This window comes from Janthinobacterium sp. NKUCC08_JDC, from assembly GCF_019345575.1.
Classification (GTDB): domain Bacteria; phylum Pseudomonadota; class Gammaproteobacteria; order Burkholderiales; family Burkholderiaceae_D; genus Janthinobacterium; species Janthinobacterium aestuarii.
In genome coordinates, this window is the sequence record NZ_JAHKQW010000019.1 from 44,585 (window position 1) to 61,012 (window position 16,428).

Below are 16,428 nucleotides of genomic sequence, written 5' to 3' on the forward strand. Positions count from 1 at the left end.
ACAGTACTATGGTGGCGTTTTGCGCAATACCGCTGCGAATATTACGCTATATAAATATGCTTCACAGGTATAAGCCTTGTGGCTGATTGTGAATTTAGCTATTTCGTGCAAGCATGCTTTTCCCGTTTGCTAAGATGCGCCAGACTATTTGATAGGAAGAAGATGAATGCATTAACTGAAGTACAAGTGCTCGATGCGGAAGAGCGCTTGCGCCTGGCCATGATGGCCTCCGACGTGGCCGCGTTGAATGTCTTGCTGGCCGACGATTTGCTGTTTACGAATCACCTGGGCCACTTGCTGAGCAAGCATGCGGACCTGGCCGCGCACGAGCAGCGCCTGCTGGCCATCACCGACTTGCGCGCGTCCGAGCGCCATGTGCGCATCAACGGCAACGTGGCCGTCGTTTCCGTGCGCATGCAGCTGACGGGCACCTATCACGACGTGGAAACGCATGGCGACTTCCGTTTTACGCGCGTCTGGGCGCAGGACGCGGCCGGCGCGCTGCAAGTGATCGCCGCCCATTCCGGCGTCGTGGCTTGAGGAGTATCAGTGGATCATCGTTCCAAAGGGCAGCTGTTTGAAGCTGTCATCGCCGCCGGCCCGGCCACCCTGGCCATCACGGCCGGCTATCCCGTGCTGTTGTACAACCTGGTGCGCACCTGGGCCGACGCCCCCGGCGCCAATGCGCTGGCCGCGCTGCTGCTGACGGGCGGCGTGTGGGCCTTGCTGGAATTCTGGCGCATCGCGCTGGCCACGGTGGCGCGCAAGGCATACGCATTCAACTGGCGCTTCTGGCTGGCCATCGCCGGCTTTCTCGGCTGCTTCGTGCGCTTCGTGCCGGATATGCCGGCCGGAATGATGCTGTTGCTGATGGTGCTGCCAGCGCTGGCGTGGACGCATTTCATCTTGCTGCAGATCAAGCGCCCGCCCAACTTGTAAGTTTTAGTCTTCCTCTTCGGCTTCCACTTTCAGCCAGACGATGCGGCCATTGCCCGCCTCATGCAGATGGGCGAGCAGGGCGGTGGCCGCCGTTTCAGGCAGGCTGAAGTCGAACAACACGTGCTCGCCGTGTTCCACATTCAGCAAGGCGGCGCCGGCGCCATCGAGTTCGCGGCGCAGCATGCCTTCCATCGCATACGGCACCGTGCAGCGCAGGGTTCGCTGGCGCACGATGGCCGTCTTTTCCGCTTGCAATAACGCTTGCGCCACGCTATCCGTGTAGGCGCGCACGAGGCCGCCCGCGCCGAGCTTGATCCCGCCAAAATAGCGCACGACGGTTGCCAGCACGCCTTCCAGGTCCTGGTGGCGCAGCACGTCGAGCATGGGCCGTCCGGCTGTGCCGCTCGGTTCGCCATCATCGACGGCCGCCGACTGCCCGCCCGCCAGCAGCGCCCAGCACACATGGCAGGCGCCCGGATGCTGCGCCTTCAAGTCATTGACCACCTGCTGCGCGCTGGCGCGGTCCGTCATCGGCTGCACGCAACCGATGAAACGGCTTTTCTTGATGATCAGTTCGCTGTGGACTGGGGTGGCAATGGTAAAGGGCATGGGGCAGGGTAATGATGCTGGAATGCCAGCATCATAGAACAAACCGCGCCATCGCTTCCAGTCATTGCGTCGGCAGAACGCAGGAGCTTCCGGTCTATGACGATCTGATGGGACGCTTGGTGATGATAATGTCAGCGTAGACAATTAAAAATTTGATGCACTTGTATCCAATCATGCAGAGAAATATGACAAGGATGACTTTGTACAACGTTCCCCATGCGCTGCGCTTGCTTGCGTCAGCAACGCTATCTTGTACGAATGTAGGTGTTTTTCTGCTGTTGTCTTGCAAGGGCCGGCCTGTGTGGATATCCACTCCCCTTGCCCGGCGATCCATTTCCAGCTTGGCTGCAGCACCAAATGGATGATCGTGAGCGTTGATGCCCGCACTGGCTTGCTCTTGCGGGCTGGCGCCATGGAGGTAATGTGGAATGTGGTGGGAATCGTCGTCGTTCATATTGTTCTGGGTCGGTTGATCATGGCAGGTGATTGCCTGCTTATTGTAGTGGCGCAAGCACGCTGATCTAGGTCGAGTCGGCCAGGAGGTCGAGGATCGGTTGCGCTTCGTCGTGGTATTTCTTGACCACCATTTTTCGCAAAGATGTGCAATTTTTTTCCGCCCGCGCCAGATCGGCAAGCGTGCGGCCGCCTTTCAATGGAGACAGACAGATGTCGCGCAACGCCGTTGTGTTTTTTTTGTTGTAAAACAAGTATTGCAAGAGGAATGCCTTGCTCTGCTAATTGCCCATTACGTTGCCATCGACGATTGTTGATCCAGCGATGCTATGCAAGATGGGCTAATGTGGCAGGCGTAGGCGGAAGCGTTGATACGGTTGAAGCCGGCGCCGTTGTGATCTTTTATGGCCGGATCTTCCATGGTGGACGCAACTGCTAATTCGCTTGCTGGCATCAAGGAGGCAAGCTGGGCCTGACTCATGTAGGTGCTGGCCGGACTCAGTTGATAGTCTGCGCTGATTTGCTGTCCTATCCAGTCAGCGATTCGATGATGTTCGAGCTGTTTGCCCTGCGCGTTGCCGAACATAGTGTGCAGCAGCACTAAAACAATTCCCCCGCCATGAATATGCCGGAGATAATCTTAGCCAGAAGAAAAAACACGTATTTCAGTTCCCCCGGGCATACCGGATCGCCGCCCAATCAATGAAGGTGAGTTCACAGAGGAAGAAATAAGTGAAAAAATACGATTGATTGAATCATTTAAGAATGGTACTCAGGAATAAAAAAGCCACCTATAAGGTGGCTTTTTTCATTCGAAAGTGATTTACATAAGCTAGTGTTGGATGCACACCATGCAATATCTTTACTAAAGGCAACTATCTTGATATCATATTCCAACCTCATAGGGAGATGATATGGCAAAAGCGAAATTCTTGTTACAAGCTGTGACGAAACATGACCACTCTACAATTATCAGACAAACCCTTGAAAAAGACTTGGATAGCTTGCTTGTAAGCGTTGCTTTTGCTAGAAGCCAAGGTGTAATGACTATAAAATCCGCATTGGAGAGGAATAAAAAAAATTCTTTTGTTTTTGTTGGAATTAGAAATGACATAACCTCTTTCCAAGCTTTAGAAATTCTTTTGTCTACTGGAGCAAATATTTGTGTGGTTGATACAGGATCACAGAATACGATATTTCATCCTAAGATTTACCTTGCTAGAAAGGACACGGTCGCAACTGCGATAGTCGGCAGTGCTAATCTAACTTTTGGAGGATTAAATAATAATATTGAAGCTAGTTCTATTTTAGAATTAGATTTAACAAATAAGGACGACGAAGAATTTGTGGTGGATGCTGAGTCTCTATTTTCTGGTCTGATCGTAAAATATCCTCAGCATATAATTGCTATTAAGAAAAAAGAAGATATTGAGGCTCTTATAAATACCGGCCGAGTCGTCGATGAGGCGGTCATTCGTAAGCATAGAGGAATTAGATCTTCGAAGAAATTAGATGATCAATTACCTTTAATGGACTTGTTCAAAAATTTCCCCATACCTGTTACCAAAAGAAGAGGACCAAGAGGACTTTTAGATACGATTGTAGTTAATGCCAACGGGAGAGAGACGCCTATTGATGTCCCTAGTATCACTGCTCCAAACATTCGTGATTATTATTTGGTTTGGCAGAGTAAGGAACTAAAAGAAAGAGATCTTAATATTCCCAAAGGTGGAAATACTAATCCTACTGGTTCTATGCTGTGGAAGAAGGGCGCAATGGACCAGATTGACCAAAGGCACTATTTCAGAGATGAAATATTTGCTGATTTGGACTGGGGATTTGATTATGCTCTACCACACTACGAACGAGCAAATGCTTTATTTCACTTTTTAACTAAGGGTGAATATAGAGGGGGATTTTTGCTAAAGATTTCTCATAATACAGATACTACTTCTAAATCGTATGAACAACTGAATGCTATGACTAATATTAGTTGGGGTATGGCTAAGTCGGTTGTTGCACGAGAAGACTTACTTGGTAGGGTTATGAAGCTATATAGAAAAGACACAACCCCACCCGTATTTGCAATTGAGATAGATTAATTAGTCGGCGATCCGCTGTCTTCGATTCTTTAACCGCTTCCAAGCGTTTAATAATATTCTTTGTTGAGTGCTTGTGACTCCCAGTGCTCCTAAAACAATTCTAGACTGTTGTTCGAGAATTTCAGGAGCACTTTTATCCTTGTAGATTTGGTTGAGCTCATCAAGGTCATGTTCTTCCAATCCTTTTGGATAGGCGATGAGTAATTGTTCGATTTCTGACGGAACTAGCTCTAGGACGCCACCTCCGTAATGCCGCCCCTCAAGCTCTGCACTTAATGCAGTTAGTGCTGTCCCAAAACAATACACCAATTTCTTGGATAAAATATCGCCTTTTGTAGTTATTCTATATGCGGTGTCAGTTGTATAAGCTCCGACTGTATTAAGAATTAACTTGGGCATATCATGGGACCGCTTTAGCATTCCTATCTCTGTGGCATACACGGATGGGACTGTATACCAAGGTTTCCTAATTCTACATTTATAGCGGGTTTGGAGATCTTGCGATTCACCATATGCAATATATTCTTTTACTTTTTTGGGTAGCTTTCCTAGCTCGTCTTTGATTAATATAAAGTTTGTCGGATTTCCTTTTTCGGCATTTTTTTTGTGCTGTTCGTTGTCATATATTAGCCCTGGGCAGTGTTCGCTTCGTCCAAACATAGGGTGAGCATAGTCTTCTAATCCGTATTCCTTCACTACATCGTCAGCAACTAAAAAGAACTTGTTAGCTCCAGTTACAATGCCGACGTCTACTTTTGCGATATTATGGAATTTATGGACTTCATCAAGTTTGAGAAGTGATTTGAAGAGTTCTCTTTCTTCTTTAGTTAGTAAAGCTTGTGTCCACTTTCCTTCTACTGTTTCACCATTGATTCTTGGAACTCTTTCAAACAAGTCTTCTGGATCTTCGTTAAGAAAATCTTTGCCAGCCACTTTATGGATACCCAATCCATAAGAATGCTCGCTGACTGTTTGCTTTTTTTCTGCAAATAAAATAACTGCGCCTTGAAGCGTATTTTCAAACCAGATTTCTTCTGGATCGATAATTAGTAGTTTGCTGCATTGTTCTCCAAGATAAGTTCTTAAAGACTGAGCATGCATGACATGAATAATTTCTGCTGGTAAAATCATTCCAAGTCTACCACCCGGTGCAAGTATTTTAATTGCAGATATAACAAATGGAACCCATGCGTTGGTATGCTTTGTAAACTTTAAGTGTTCGCTCTTGAATATTATTTCTGCTTTATCCTGCGAGTCTTTAGGGAGATATTGGTAGCGAATAAATGGCGGATTTCCAACTACGCCATCATAAGCCGTTTTCCCTGAATGTATGATACGAATTGCATGCTCAAGAAAGTCAGAGTTTTCAATTGTTGCATGCATATCTAGTTCAAGAGAAAGAGCTTTAGCTTTTTCCGCTTCTTCTTTTAGTAATTCGAAACCATGAAACTGGATGTTCTTGTGTTCTCCGATATTATGCAGAGCTTTTAGAAAAATCCCGTCACCACAACTTGGTTCTAAAATATTCTTCGGAGACGAGTTTGCTACCCATTTGGCGATATAGGTTGCCAAGTATTCTGGAGTGTAGTAACCGCCACGAAGTTTTTGCTCGGATTCGTTTTCAATAAAATTCATTTTTTATTATTCTTCGTGGTAAAAATTTCAGGGTGATTGCACTGCATATGTTCTTCAATTGCTTTTATAAACCAGTCTTTTAAAGACATCTGTTCTAAAGCTAGGCATGCATAAATTTTTTTCTTGAGCGCTGGCTCAATTTCTAGAACGATTCTGCCCGATTCGCCGATTGCCATCATGTGCCTTATGTTATGTTACATATGTCACATAATTCTATCGTTTAAGATTGGTTACGTCAACCTAAAATGAGTTTTTGATATGTTTCTGTCAACGAAAAAGCCACCTTATAGGTGGCTTTGTTTTGATGTTTCTGCGTTTACTTGGTGAACAAACCATTAATGAATTGTTCAACCTCATCCTTTTCGTATTGTTTTTTTCTTCTTCATTAGGATTTTCGACAAAGTAATCTTTACCTTTGTTCTTGAGGTCATTCCAGTAATTTTTTTGCGTCTGCTGTGAGTGCGTTGCAATCACGACCAATCCACACTTTGAATTTTGAAGGGCGACCTTTTTTAGTTTTGACTGCATGTTCTAGGATAACAATTTTTTGTTCCGACGCTTCAACCTTCGGAAGAATAATCAAGCCTTCACTTGCCAACAGGTTAGTTGTCAAGACCCGCCTGGTTATAAACACGTTTAACGAATAATTCCGGCTTTTTCGCCTGCCATTTCTTCATTGCCTGAATCGGCGTTTCGTTGTTGAGAGCACGCTGCGGGATGTTGTGGTTATAGATTTTCAAGTAATTGCGCAGTGTCGATTCGAGCTCGGCCCTGGAAGCGAAGCGGGTCTGGTTGACGACCTTGCTGATGCGGCCGTTGACGCGTTCCACCATACCGTTGGTCTGCGGATGACGTGGCGGGATCAGGCGATGTTCGATCGCCAGTTGATGGCATAGCATATAAAACGCGTGCTTGCCGCTGGGAATCCGGTCGCCCGTTTCCGGGTCTTTTTTCTTGCTGCTAAAGCGGTCGGTGAACTGGCTGCCATTGTCGGTGAGCAGCTTGACGATGGCAATCGGACAGGCTTTGTTGAGCTTGATCAGGAAGTCGGTGCTGCTGCTATCGGACTGGTCGGCGTAAATCTCCATGAAGACCCAGCGCGTGGCGCGGTCGATGGCGACGAACAGGTAACGGCGTTCGGTTTCATCGGGCATCTGCGGCAAGTACTTGATATCCATATGTAAAAAGCCAGGCTCGTAGTCCTTGAACGACTTTTTGATGACCGGCTTGTCGCCTTCTCTGGCAGCCAGTTCAAGCAGGCTGGAGACACCATGACGACGCAGGCAGCGCCCCAGGGCGGCGCGCGAAAGCGCTGGATTGACAAACTCGCGGGCCACCGCCAGCAGGTCGTCGGTGGGCAGCAGCAGCGTGGTGCGCAGCTCCACGACGACCAATTCCTGCGCAGGCGTGAGCGTGGTGTGCATGGTACGCGGCCGGTGCGAAAGATCCTCGGCGCTGTCGCGGTTCTGCCACTTGCGGATCGTCAGACGACTGACATTGTAGCGCTCAGCCTGCTCCCGTTGAGAGAGCGTCGAGTTGCGGATTTCGTCCCGGATCAGATGAGTGGTGCGGGCTTGGCTGTGAAGGGCTTGGCTCATGATGCTGGCAGTTGGATGACAGGATTCAACAGTGTACTCAAAAGCAACCGGGCCCTGAAAAATGGCAGGCTGCGAGTTGGAATATGATCACCCATATCTAAATACCTATTTGCCGAGTACTGTCGAGCCACTTTCAGCCTTGGTCAAGCGGATTTTGATCTTGTGCATAGTAGAGTATCTGATAATGGATGTCAGCGTATTTAGCAAGAGATGTTGCTTTCAGGTACTTACTTCTGCAGGGCGGTCCAGCCTTTGTCTGTTTTGACCATGCGCGTGTTGATGACACGTCCTGCGCCGTTTTCGACATCGCAGTTGTAGCCCGATGGTTCGGCCTTGCTACAGCTGATCAGCTTGAACTTGGCAACGATCGCGGGAACGTCGGCCTATATGAAGTCGGGCTTTTGCAAGGTCAGTTCCCTGGCCAGAGCCTCGCGAATTTCCGTGTCACTGGGTGCACCGCTGCAAGCGGACAAGGCTGCAAGAGTTGTGATGGGAGCAATTTTTTTGTACATGATCAAATTTCCAAGTTGTGTGAATCAGCGGGCAAATCAAGCCGGCCTTGATACATGTGCCAGCCTGTTTATCTCTGCCCCATTCTGCTCCCCAGCCTTGGCAGTAACCAGTGTTTTGACATAACCGAATTATTACGTCGTCCAAGTCATTGAAATGAATAGGCTTTTATTTGATCGTATCACTGCGGAAAGCGATAGTGGCCTGGCCGACGCGCTCGGTGCAAGCTTGCTGCCGCGTCGCTGAGTGTCAGTGATGCGAGACAGGATTGTGGAAATCAGGGCGGCAAAACAAAAAAGCCAACCGCGAACGGTTGGCTTCTCTGAAGTATTTGGTAGGCCGTGCGGGATTCGAACCTGCGACCAACGGATTAAAAGTCCGCTGCTCTACCAGCTGAGCTAACGACCCAAAAACTTTGACTACTTGCTGCGGTAACACTGTGCGGTACGGGCTTGCCATGGCGGCAAGTCAGCATGCTGCAAATTCTTGGTAGGCCGTGCGGGATTCGAACCTGCGACCAACGGATTAAAAGTCCGCTGCTCTACCAGCTGAGCTAACGACCCAAGGGCGGCTATTATGACGGCCAAAGCGGGTTTTGGGAAGGGCGGGGATGGAAAAAAGCCTTGCATGGCGCCCGGGTACGGCATAATATAGGTAGATAGCCTACCTACTTATAAATTCTTATGCCCACTACCGAAGACCTTCCCATCCCCGAACGCGCGCTGGCGCTGTCCGATGAATTGCGCACGGCGTTCAAGCGCCTGCTGCGCTCCATGCAGCGCGAAGGGGGCGAGCTGGAGGGCAGCGTGTCGATGATGCAATACATGCTGCTGGCCCTGATCCACGAGCAGCCTGGCATCGGCGTGGCCGCGCTGGCGCGCCTGCAGAACGTGCGCGGGCCGACCGTCAGCGCGCAGGTCAAGTCGCTGGAAGAAGCGGGACTGGTCGAGCGCGGCGCGCCCGATCCGCAAGACCGGCGCCGCTCGGGGCTGCAGGTGTCCGCGCAAGGCCTGGCCATCCTCGAAACCCTGCGTGCGCGCCGCCGTGATGTGCTGGCGCAGCGCATTGCCCGTCTGACGCCGCAGCAGATCGATGCACTGGAAGCGGCCATGCAGCCGCTGCTTGAGATCGGACAAGCATGAGCCATCACGATCAAGCCAACACTGGTGTAAAGCCCGTCACCGAGCGCGAAGTGCGCGCCATCTATCTGGGCCTGATGGCCGTGCTGGGACTCGGTGCGCTGGACCAGAGCATCGTCGCCACGGCCTTGCCGCGCATTGTCGATGACCTGGGCGGCATGGCCCATTTGTCGTGGGTGGTGACGGCGTACGTGCTGGCCTCGACGGCCACCATGCCCCTGTACGGAAAGCTGGCCGACCAGTACGGCCGCCGCCCCATGATCATTACGGCCCTGCTGACCTTCTTGCTCGGATCCGTGCTGTGCGGGCTGGCGCAGAACATGACGGAGCTGATCATCTTCCGTGCCATCCAGGGTCTCGGGGCGGGCGGCTTCATGCCGCTGGCGCAAATCATCATCGGCGACATCGTGCCGCCGGCCGAGCGGGGCAAGCGGCAGGGCATGGTGCCCATCGTGTATGCCGTCACCAGCGTGCTCGGTCCCGTGCTGGGCGGCGTGATCACGGATGCCTTGTCGTGGCACTGGATTTTCTATGTCAACCTGCCCATCGGCGCGGCTGCCTTTGTCATCATCGCGCGCGCCATGCGCAAACCGGCGCGCACGCATGCGCACAAGATCGACTATCTGGGCTCGGCCTTGCTGACGGGCGCCATCACGGCGGCGCTGCTGGTGCTGGCGCTGGGCGGCACCGAGTGGCCGTGGGATGGGCTGGCCATCAAGGTGTGCGGCGGCATTGCCGTGCTGCTGGGGATCTGGCTGGCGGTGCACGTGGGGCAGGTGGATGAGCCCGTGCTGCCGCCCGACCTGTTCGAGAACCGCACCTTCAATATCGCCAGCCTGGTCATGGCCGTGACCTTCATGGGCCTGATGGGCGCCAGCGTCTTCTTTCCCCTGTTTTTCCAGCTGGTGATGGGCACGAGTCCGGCTGAGTCCGGCGTGATGACGGTGCCGATGATGGTGGGGCTGGTGGCGTCCTCGATCTTCAATGGCAGGGTGTTGTCGCGCTCGGGCAAGTACAAGATGGTGCAGGTGGCGGGATTGGCCGTGGCGCTGCTGGCGTTTGCCGTGCTGGCCTGGGGCATGGAAACGTCGCGTGGCTACTGGGTCATCGAGCCGGCCATCTTTTTCCTCGGCACGGGGCTGGGACTGGTGATGCCGAACATGACGATCGCCGTGCAAAATGCCTTGCCGCTGGCGCGCCGCGGCGTGGGCACGGCCATGCTGGCCTTTTTCCGCTCGCTGGGCGGCTTGCTGGGCGTGACGGCGTCGGGCGCCATCCTCGCGCACCAGCTGCACAAGCACGGCGTGGAAGCCGTCTCGGCGCTGGGCGCGCAGGCGGCGACGCAGACGGTGGACGTGTACCGCCATGCGATCGCCAGCGTGTTTGGTGCCGGCGCCGTGCTGCTGCTATTGGGACTGGTCTTCCTGTTGTTCCTGCCGGAACTGCCCCTGGAGGGGCATCCGGCAACGGTCAAGGACGATCAGTAGCGCTCGAGCCAGTGCGCGTATGGCGCCGGCAGGGTCCACGAGGCGCGTTCCACGCCGAGTTCCTTGGCGGCAAAGTATGCCCAGTGCGGATTGGCCAGATGCGCCTTGCCCACCATCACCACGTCGAGCTGCTCTTCCTTGACGACGCGCTCGGCAATCGCCGGCGTGCCGAAGCCCCAGGCGGACGAAACAGGAACGCCCGCTTCGCGGCGCACGCGCTCGGCAATCGGGCCCATGAAGGCCGGGCCCCATGGAATTGATACGTCGGGAATCGTGAAGCCCATGCTGACGCTGATCATGTCCATGCCGGCATCCTTGAACTGGCGCACGAGGCCGATCGATTCGAGCAGGGTTTGCTCGTCGCGGCCGTCAAATTCCAGCACGCCGAAGCGGATCGTCAACGGCAGGTGTTCGGGCCACACTTCGCGCACGGCTTTCAATGTTTCCAGCAGGAAGCGGCTGCGGTTTTCCAGGCTGCCGCCATAGATATCGTCGCGCTGGTTCGAATGGGCGGAAAAGAAGCTTTGCGCCAGGTAGCCGTGGGCGAAGTGCAGCTCCAGCCATTCGAAGCCGACTTCGCGGGCGCGTACGGCCGCGTCGACGAAGTTCTGTTTCACGCGGGCGATATCGTCGAGGTCCATGGCGCGCGGCACTTTCGGCAGGCCGCCGCCAAAGGCGATGGCGGACGGGGCAATGGTTTGCCAGCCGCGCGCGTCGTCTTCCGGAATGTGGTCGTCGCCTTCCCATGGGCGGTTGGCGCTGGCCTTGCGGCCCGCGTGGGCGATCTGGATGCCGGGCACGGAGCCGGCCGCCTTGATGGCTTTCACGACAGGCACGAACGCTTGCGCCAGGTCATCGTTCCAGATGCCGGTGCAGCCGGGCGTGATGCGGCCTTCGGGCGCCACGGCCGTCGCTTCGACGATCACCAGTCCCGCGCCGCCACGGGCCATGCCCGCGTAGTGCGACAGATGCCAGTCGTTGGCCTGGCCATCGACGGCCATGTACTGGCACATGGGCGGCACGGCGATGCGGTTGCGCAGGGTGATGTCTTTGAGGGTGTAGGGCTGGAAGAGGGCGGACATGGTGGCCTTTGTGTTTGTTGGTGGAAATGTGGGGAATGCTGATTCGGTAGTTCGTAAATATTCGAATAATGAAATTAGTATAGCGCATGCTGTATGATTCTGCACATGCGTCCACACAAACATCCTGCCGCCAGCGAATTCGTCCTCGAAAGAGTGCTGTACGCCTTGAGCGATTCCATTCGCCTCGACATCGTGCGCCACCTGGCCAGAGTCGACGCGGCCGCTTGCGGCGATCTGGACGGTGGGCGGCCGAAATCGACCGTTTCCCACCATTTCAAGGTCTTGCGCGAAGCGGGCCTCGTCTACACGGAAAACGCGGGCACGACGCACATGAACACCCTGCGCCGCGCCGATATCGAGAGCCGTTTTCCCGGCTTGCTCGACGCCATCCTGGCGCAGCCGCAAGCGAATCAGCCCTGAATCTGTCGTAGAATGCCTGCAAGATTGCCGAATTTGCAGCACTGGAGTGCAGTCTCAAGCTGAAAGGTTGATCACGCATGAGAATTTCTGCACGGTATCGCTGGTGCTGCGCCACCGCTTTCGTACTGCTCACTGGCTGCTGGCCTTACACGGAGCCGGCCACGGGCGAATATGCTGCTGTGCTGCGCCGTGGCGAAAAGGTGACCAAGGCCGACACGTACGGGCGGTTTGCCGCCTTGTCGGTCGAGTACCGCCAGGGTGGCGGTTCCCTGATGTCCACGCACAACAATTCCATGCGGCTGATCCATAGCGATAAAGTTGTCGTCAAGACCACTGATGGCATCGAACGCTGGACCGACTTCGCCCAGCCCGTCTATTTCGTCAGATTGCCTGACGATGACAGCGTGCTGGCGCTGGTCCACGAGCATGCGGGCAAGGCCGTGGTCGAGAAGATCGCGGCGTCGAAAGACGGCTACCGTGGCACCGAGACGTACACGCATGGCTTTCCCCTCTCTCCCGGCGTGCGCTATTTTCCCGGCGACCAGCGCCCCGGTTTTCTGTTACGTGGCTTGCCCCTGAAAACCACTGTACTGCCCAGTCCGCCAGAAAACGATGGCGACTTGCACGCCCAAGTCTTGGCGGCCATCTCGCCCGATGGAAGGTCGTTTGCATATGTCGATAGCGAATATGCGCCGTCCGTGGTGCTGGTCGTCGATGCGGACGGCAAGCGGCGAGACCCGATCCCGCTGCCGAGAATGTATCTGGCTGACGCGCCAACCTACCAATTCCACCCTTACGAGCGGCTATGGGCCTGGTCGCGCACGGCGCTGGCATGGCACAAGAACGGCGCGGGCAGCTGGGAAGTGCGGCCGGACGGCACCGCGCCCGAGGCTGCCGGCGCGCGCAATGCGGTAGAGCAATTGTTTATCAGCGATCAAGCCGGCTACCGGACCTGTTTTGCCGCCGACAATGCCGCCTGCCTGTCCGGCTGGCGCGGGGCGAACGCCACCGAGCAGCGCAAGACTTTTGTATGGGACGGCAGCACGCCGCCGTTTGCCTATGTGCCGGTAGCCACCACGGCCGCTTTTGGCGCCAGGGTCGGCTTGCTGTTGTTGTCCGGGAGATGCTGCCGTGTGCCGTCTTACCATTTGTATCTCGATGGTGCGCCGGCGGCGGTGGCCGCGCAATTGTCCGCGCGCTTGCGCGACAGCAAGACGCCGTTCGTGCGCATCGATGAGTGCCCCCGCCGTGTCGGCTATGACGGCAAGTGCGAGGCGCAGCTGGCCCGGCAGATCGGGCGGCCGGAGTCGCTGGGACGCGAACTGGAGCAACTGGTCGATACCTGGAGCGATCACGATGGCGTGCTGTTTGTCATGCCGTCCATGGCGGTCGCCGTGCGCGCGAACGAGCAGGGCGGCAGCGTGATCCAGACCCTGTTGCGTGCCGATTTTTCGCGCAAGGATTGATATCGGTCGTCTGCCGCGCGTCACCGAAATGCCAGGCTCGGCTATGATGTCGGCCTTTCGGTAAATCCTCGGCCGCGCGCCCGTTGCGCGCATGGCTGGCGAGACTACCTGGCACGGCAAGGATAGGGAATGACGGCAGCAGCAGTGATATCACAGGCGGACCTGGCACATCGTCCGCAGTTTGGCTGGATCAATGGTTTGAAGGCAGGCGCGGCGCAGTTGATCGTGTTGCACCATCTGGCGTTTTACGGGCCCATGTCCGACTACGTGCAGCCGCTGTGGCCCGAGCTGCTGGACTGGCTCGGCGGCAGCGCGCGCATCGCCGTGCAAGTGTTCCTCGTCATCGGCGGCTTTCTCGTCGCCAAATCGCTCTCGCCCGCAGGCCGCCCCGGCATTGCCAACCCTCTGCAAGCGGTCTGGCGCCGCTATGCCAAGCTGGCGCCGCCTTTCCTGGCTGCCACCTTGCTCGCGGCCATCATCACGCCAGTGGCCGGCATCTGGATGCAGCACGATTCCATGTCGGCCGCCGTCACCCTGGGCCAGCTGAGCGCCCATGCCTTGCTGCTGCACGGCGTGCTGGGCTACGAATCGCTGTCGGCCGGCGCCTGGTACGTGGCCATCGATTTTCAGCTGTACCTGCTGACCGTATCGCTGCTGTGGCTGAGCGGCCGCGTGGTGGGCCAGCGGCGCCGGCACTGGCTGATGCCGCTGGCCGTCACCGTCGGTATTGCCTTTTCCCTGCTGTATTTCAATCTCGACGCGGACTGGGACAATTGGGCGCCGTATTTCTTCGGCAGCTACGGTCTCGGCATGCTGGCCTGGTGGGCCAGCGATCCGGCCCGCAAACCGGGCGCCATGACCGCGCTCATGGCCATGGCCGCCGTACCCGTCCTGCTGGCCCTGGCCGTCGACTACCGCAGCCGCATCGCCTTGGCCCTGATCGTCGCCTGCGCCCTGTTCCTGTTCGGCCGCGCCCGCACGCCATCCCACGGTGGCGCCTGGAACATCATCAACGCCCTGGGGCGCATCTCGTATGCCGTGTTTCTTGTCCACTTTCCCGTCAGCCTGCTGGTCAATGCCCTGTTTGTCACGTATGTCCCACTCGAGCCCGAGTGGCAGGCGCTGGGCATGTTGACGGCCTGGGGCGCCAGCCTGGCGGCCGGTGCGGCGTTTTATCACTGGGTGGAGCTGCCGCTGGGGCGGGTGATGGGGAGCGTGGTGGCGCATCTGGCCGGGCGGCAGGCGCTGGTGTCGCGTTAGAAACTCGGGGCGTCATGCAAAAGGGTGGAGGTATTGTTGCTCAAGGATATAGTTGCCGCGTATGCATGACGGCAAGAATTTCTATCGCGCTTGCTTCAACGCGATACACGACGACATAGTTTGGATGGGCAACCAGTTCGCGCGTGCCTGAAACTCTTCCGGACCGGTATAGGTGAGGGTGGCAGGGAAGCCGGGACATGGCGTTGTCGATGTCATGGTAAAGCTGCAGCGCTGCCGGCCGGTTGTGCTGCGCGATATACGTGAGTATCGCGGTCAAATCTTCTTGAGCTTCAACCTTCCATTGAATCGGCAGCATGGCCGTCAGTCTGTGGCGTGACGATTTTCCTCAGTTGCGCCATGACTGTCTCGTGCGAGGCGGTAGCGCGGTCATCATTGAGCGACGCCAGCACCTTTGCGCGAAACCATTGTTCATAGGTTTCGGCTGCTTCCGTTGTAGCAAATTCGGACATGGTCGAGGATGGTGTGGCGTTCATGATTGTCTGATTATACGACAGTCCGATAAAGCTGTATCGCAGGTGGCAAGGCGTTTGATTTGTGTCAGCGATGGCATCGCGTGCAAGTGATGCTGCTGAAAACAAAAAAGCCAACCGCGAACGGTTGGCTTCTCTGAAGTATTTGGTAGGCCGTGCGGGATTCGAACCTGCGACCAACGGATTAAAAGTCCGCTGCTCTACCAGCTGAGCTAACGACCCAAAAACTTTTTACAACAACTTCGGTAACACTGTGCAGTAAAAAAATGCTTGCTATAACAACTCGCAAGCAGATCAGTACTGCGTATTCGTGGTAGGCCGTGCGGGATTCGAACCTGCGACCAACGGATTAAAAGTCCGCTGCTCTACCAGCTGAGCTAACGACCCGAAGAAGAAAGATTATAGGGGGTGCCCGGGATTCTGTCAAACCTAACGGGCAACTTTTTCCCCGCTTTTACTTTTTGCCGCCCCGTTCCTTGGCAGCCTGGGCCGCGCTGGAGTCCGGGTAGCGCGAGATCAGGGCGTTCAGGGTCTTGGTCGCGTTGGCCTTGTCTTTCAGCTCTGTGTAGCAGCTGGCGATGTTGAGCATGGCGTCGGGCGCCTTCGGGCTGTCCGGGTAGTTCTTCAGCACTGCCTGCTGGGCCGTGATGGCGCTCTTGCAGTCGCGCTGGGCGTAATAGGCGTTGCCCAGCCAGTATTGCGCGTTGGCCGCGTAGGCCGATTCGGGATAGCGTTTCACGAAGCCGTCCAGGGCCGTGACGGCGCCCTTGTAGTCGCCCGACTTGAACAGGCCGAACGCGGATTCGTACGCGCTTTGCTCGGATACGCCCACGGCCGCTTCCTGGCCGTCGATGGTGACCTGGCGCGGCTCAAGCTTGCGCAGGCGCGCGTCGATGTCGGTGTAGAAATCCTTCTGGCGCTTTTGCACATTCGCCAGGTCGTTGCCCAGCACTTCGATCTGGCCGCGCAGGCGGGCGATCTCTTGCATGGTCTGGTCGTGCTGGTTGATCAGGCTCAGGGTGCTGGTCTTGTCCGCCTTGGTGTCGACGCGGCTGTTCAGGTCGCGCGCCATGGCGTCGACCTTGGCGCGCAGCTCGAGGATGGCCTTGCGCGCTTCGTCGTCATCGAACAGGGCGGCGTTGGCGTGCAGGGGCAGGTAGGCAAACGCGGCCATCAAGGCGGCGGCGACGCCGGCTTTCGAGAATGTCATCATGGGTCGGGCTTTCTAAGGTTACGC

Annotated in this window: 20 protein-coding genes and 4 tRNA genes; 8 read left to right on the top strand and 16 right to left on the bottom strand. The window is 55.5% G+C overall.

The window, feature by feature from the left end:
* Positions 1 to 162: 162 nt before the first annotated feature.
* Both KO538_RS27165 and KO538_RS27170 read left to right on the top strand, forming a co-directional pair.
* A complete protein-coding gene (locus KO538_RS27165; RefSeq protein WP_092717848.1) occupies positions 163 to 540 on the top strand; it encodes a nuclear transport factor 2 family protein in 378 nt (125 codons plus the stop codon).
* Positions 541 to 549: 9 nt separating this feature from the next.
* Positions 550 to 939 carry a hypothetical protein gene (locus KO538_RS27170; RefSeq protein WP_219330220.1) on the top strand — a complete coding sequence of 130 codons (390 nt, stop codon included), beginning with the start codon at positions 550 to 552 and terminating at the stop codon, positions 937 to 939.
* Between the two features lie 3 nt (positions 940 to 942).
* Here the strand turns inward: KO538_RS27170 and KO538_RS27175 are convergent, their stop codons facing one another.
* The 4 genes from KO538_RS27175 to KO538_RS27190 form a co-directional block, all read right to left on the bottom strand.
* A complete protein-coding gene (locus KO538_RS27175) occupies positions 943 to 1,548 on the bottom strand; it encodes a YigZ family protein (protein ID WP_219330221.1) in 606 nt (201 codons plus the stop codon).
* A gap of 94 nt (positions 1,549 to 1,642) precedes the next feature.
* Complete coding sequence (locus tag KO538_RS27180; RefSeq protein ID WP_219330222.1) at positions 1,643 to 2,002, bottom strand: hypothetical protein; 360 nt, start codon at positions 2,000 to 2,002, stop codon at positions 1,643 to 1,645.
* 67 nt (positions 2,003 to 2,069) lie between these two features.
* On the bottom strand, positions 2,070 to 2,264 hold the full coding sequence (locus KO538_RS27185) for a hypothetical protein (protein ID WP_219330223.1): 195 nt from the start codon (positions 2,262 to 2,264) through the stop codon (positions 2,070 to 2,072).
* A 29-nt stretch (positions 2,265 to 2,293) separates the two neighbouring features.
* Positions 2,294 to 2,602 carry a hypothetical protein gene (locus KO538_RS27190; protein ID WP_219330224.1) on the bottom strand — a complete coding sequence of 103 codons (309 nt, stop codon included), beginning with the start codon at positions 2,600 to 2,602 and terminating at the stop codon, positions 2,294 to 2,296.
* A gap of 313 nt (positions 2,603 to 2,915) precedes the next feature.
* On the opposite strand from KO538_RS27190, the gene KO538_RS27195 reads away from it, so the two are divergent.
* Positions 2,916 to 4,103 (top strand): phospholipase D-like domain-containing protein, encoded by a 1,188-nt coding sequence (locus KO538_RS27195; RefSeq protein WP_219330225.1) that lies wholly within the window; start codon positions 2,916 to 2,918, stop codon positions 4,101 to 4,103.
* Here KO538_RS27195 and KO538_RS27200 read toward each other — a convergent pair whose 3' ends face one another.
* The 6 genes from KO538_RS27200 to KO538_RS27225 all read right to left on the bottom strand — a co-directional run bounded on the left by KO538_RS27200 (position 4,104) and on the right by KO538_RS27225 (position 8,409).
* Positions 4,104 to 5,738, bottom strand: a complete 1,635-nt coding sequence (locus KO538_RS27200) for an N-6 DNA methylase (RefSeq protein ID WP_219330226.1) — start codon at positions 5,736 to 5,738, stop codon at positions 4,104 to 4,106.
* Positions 5,735 to 5,917 carry a hypothetical protein gene (locus tag KO538_RS27205; RefSeq protein ID WP_219330227.1) on the bottom strand — a complete coding sequence of 61 codons (183 nt, stop codon included), beginning with the start codon at positions 5,915 to 5,917 and terminating at the stop codon, positions 5,735 to 5,737. Before KO538_RS27205 ends, KO538_RS27200 begins: the two co-directional genes overlap by 4 nt.
* 248 nt (positions 5,918 to 6,165) lie before the next feature.
* A complete protein-coding gene (locus tag KO538_RS27210) occupies positions 6,166 to 6,351 on the bottom strand; it encodes a hypothetical protein (RefSeq protein WP_219330228.1) in 186 nt (61 codons plus the stop codon).
* A complete protein-coding gene (locus tag KO538_RS27215) occupies positions 6,341 to 7,336 on the bottom strand; it encodes an IS481 family transposase (RefSeq protein WP_219330229.1) in 996 nt (331 codons plus the stop codon). Before KO538_RS27215 ends, KO538_RS27210 begins: the two co-directional genes overlap by 11 nt.
* Before the next feature lie 842 nt (positions 7,337 to 8,178).
* Positions 8,179 to 8,254 (bottom strand) — tRNA-Lys (locus tag KO538_RS27220).
* Between the two features lie 79 nt (positions 8,255 to 8,333).
* A tRNA-Lys gene (locus KO538_RS27225) sits at positions 8,334 to 8,409 on the bottom strand.
* Positions 8,410 to 8,529: 120 nt separating this feature from the next.
* On the opposite strand from KO538_RS27225, the gene KO538_RS27230 reads away from it, so the two are divergent.
* Both KO538_RS27230 and KO538_RS27235 read left to right on the top strand, forming a co-directional pair.
* On the top strand, positions 8,530 to 8,988 hold the full coding sequence (locus KO538_RS27230; RefSeq protein WP_034759213.1) for a MarR family winged helix-turn-helix transcriptional regulator: 459 nt from the start codon (positions 8,530 to 8,532) through the stop codon (positions 8,986 to 8,988).
* On the top strand, positions 8,985 to 10,472 hold the full coding sequence (locus KO538_RS27235) for an MDR family MFS transporter (RefSeq protein ID WP_257620614.1): 1,488 nt from the start codon (positions 8,985 to 8,987) through the stop codon (positions 10,470 to 10,472). Before KO538_RS27230 ends, KO538_RS27235 begins: the two co-directional genes overlap by 4 nt.
* Here KO538_RS27235 and KO538_RS27240 read toward each other — a convergent pair.
* A complete protein-coding gene (locus KO538_RS27240) occupies positions 10,466 to 11,554 on the bottom strand; it encodes an NADH:flavin oxidoreductase/NADH oxidase (RefSeq protein WP_219330230.1) in 1,089 nt (362 codons plus the stop codon). The genes KO538_RS27235 and KO538_RS27240 overlap by 7 nt on opposite strands.
* Positions 11,555 to 11,659: 105 nt before the next feature.
* Between KO538_RS27240 and KO538_RS27245 the strand changes: the two genes are divergently transcribed.
* The 3 genes from KO538_RS27245 (at position 11,660) to KO538_RS27255 (ending at position 14,700) form a co-directional block, all read left to right on the top strand.
* Positions 11,660 to 11,974, top strand: coding sequence for a helix-turn-helix transcriptional regulator (locus KO538_RS27245; RefSeq protein ID WP_072456584.1), 315 nt, complete (start codon positions 11,660 to 11,662; stop codon positions 11,972 to 11,974).
* A 77-nt stretch (positions 11,975 to 12,051) separates the two neighbouring features.
* Positions 12,052 to 13,440: a hypothetical protein gene (locus KO538_RS27250; RefSeq protein ID WP_219330231.1), complete on the top strand. Its 1,389-nt coding sequence runs from the start codon at positions 12,052 to 12,054 to the stop codon at positions 13,438 to 13,440.
* 129 nt (positions 13,441 to 13,569) lie between these two features.
* On the top strand, positions 13,570 to 14,700 hold the full coding sequence (locus KO538_RS27255; RefSeq protein WP_219330232.1) for an acyltransferase: 1,131 nt from the start codon (positions 13,570 to 13,572) through the stop codon (positions 14,698 to 14,700).
* A gap of 40 nt (positions 14,701 to 14,740) precedes the next feature.
* Here KO538_RS27255 and KO538_RS27260 read toward each other — a convergent pair whose 3' ends face one another.
* The 5 genes from KO538_RS27260 to ybgF form a co-directional block, all read right to left on the bottom strand.
* Positions 14,741 to 15,016, bottom strand: a complete 276-nt coding sequence (locus tag KO538_RS27260; RefSeq protein WP_219330233.1) for a type II toxin-antitoxin system RelE/ParE family toxin — start codon at positions 15,014 to 15,016, stop codon at positions 14,741 to 14,743.
* Positions 14,991 to 15,194, bottom strand: coding sequence for a hypothetical protein (locus KO538_RS27265; RefSeq protein WP_070300899.1), 204 nt, complete (start codon positions 15,192 to 15,194; stop codon positions 14,991 to 14,993). The genes KO538_RS27260 and KO538_RS27265 overlap by 26 nt, the downstream gene beginning before the upstream one ends.
* A gap of 143 nt (positions 15,195 to 15,337) precedes the next feature.
* Positions 15,338 to 15,413, bottom strand: a tRNA-Lys gene (locus tag KO538_RS27270).
* An 89-nt stretch (positions 15,414 to 15,502) separates the two neighbouring features.
* Positions 15,503 to 15,578, bottom strand: a tRNA-Lys gene (locus KO538_RS27275).
* Between the two features lie 67 nt (positions 15,579 to 15,645).
* A complete protein-coding gene (gene ybgF / locus KO538_RS27280; RefSeq protein ID WP_034759191.1) occupies positions 15,646 to 16,404 on the bottom strand; it encodes a tol-pal system protein YbgF in 759 nt (252 codons plus the stop codon).
* Positions 16,405 to 16,428 lie beyond the last annotated feature (24 nt).

Excerpts from the sequence above, each read along its gene's own strand:
- KO538_RS27165 (WP_092717848.1), top strand. The coding sequence starts at position 163 with ATGAATGCATTAACTGAAGTACAAGTGCTCGATGCGGAAGAGCGCTTG.
- KO538_RS27175 (WP_219330221.1), bottom strand. The coding sequence starts at position 1,548 with ATGCCCTTTACCATTGCCACCCCAGTCCACAGCGAACTGATCATCAAG.
- KO538_RS27180 (WP_219330222.1), bottom strand. The coding sequence starts at position 2,002 with ATGAACGACGACGATTCCCACCACATTCCACATTACCTCCATGGCGCC.
- KO538_RS27195 (WP_219330225.1), top strand. The coding sequence starts at position 2,916 with ATGGCAAAAGCGAAATTCTTGTTACAAGCTGTGACGAAACATGACCAC.
- KO538_RS27200 (WP_219330226.1), bottom strand. The coding sequence starts at position 5,738 with ATGAATTTTATTGAAAACGAATCCGAGCAAAAACTTCGTGGCGGTTAC.
- KO538_RS27205 (WP_219330227.1), bottom strand. The coding sequence starts at position 5,917 with ATGATGGCAATCGGCGAATCGGGCAGAATCGTTCTAGAAATTGAGCCA.
- KO538_RS27215 (WP_219330229.1), bottom strand. The coding sequence starts at position 7,336 with ATGAGCCAAGCCCTTCACAGCCAAGCCCGCACCACTCATCTGATCCGG.
- KO538_RS27230 (WP_034759213.1), top strand. The coding sequence starts at position 8,530 with ATGCCCACTACCGAAGACCTTCCCATCCCCGAACGCGCGCTGGCGCTG.
- KO538_RS27235 (WP_257620614.1), top strand. The coding sequence starts at position 8,985 with ATGAGCCATCACGATCAAGCCAACACTGGTGTAAAGCCCGTCACCGAG.
- KO538_RS27240 (WP_219330230.1), bottom strand. The coding sequence starts at position 11,554 with ATGTCCGCCCTCTTCCAGCCCTACACCCTCAAAGACATCACCCTGCGC.
- KO538_RS27245 (WP_072456584.1), top strand. The coding sequence starts at position 11,660 with ATGCGTCCACACAAACATCCTGCCGCCAGCGAATTCGTCCTCGAAAGA.
- KO538_RS27250 (WP_219330231.1), top strand. The coding sequence starts at position 12,052 with ATGAGAATTTCTGCACGGTATCGCTGGTGCTGCGCCACCGCTTTCGTA.
- KO538_RS27255 (WP_219330232.1), top strand. The coding sequence starts at position 13,570 with ATGACGGCAGCAGCAGTGATATCACAGGCGGACCTGGCACATCGTCCG.
- KO538_RS27260 (WP_219330233.1), bottom strand. The coding sequence starts at position 15,016 with ATGCTGCCGATTCAATGGAAGGTTGAAGCTCAAGAAGATTTGACCGCG.
- KO538_RS27265 (WP_070300899.1), bottom strand. The coding sequence starts at position 15,194 with ATGAACGCCACACCATCCTCGACCATGTCCGAATTTGCTACAACGGAA.
- ybgF (WP_034759191.1), bottom strand. The coding sequence starts at position 16,404 with ATGATGACATTCTCGAAAGCCGGCGTCGCCGCCGCCTTGATGGCCGCG.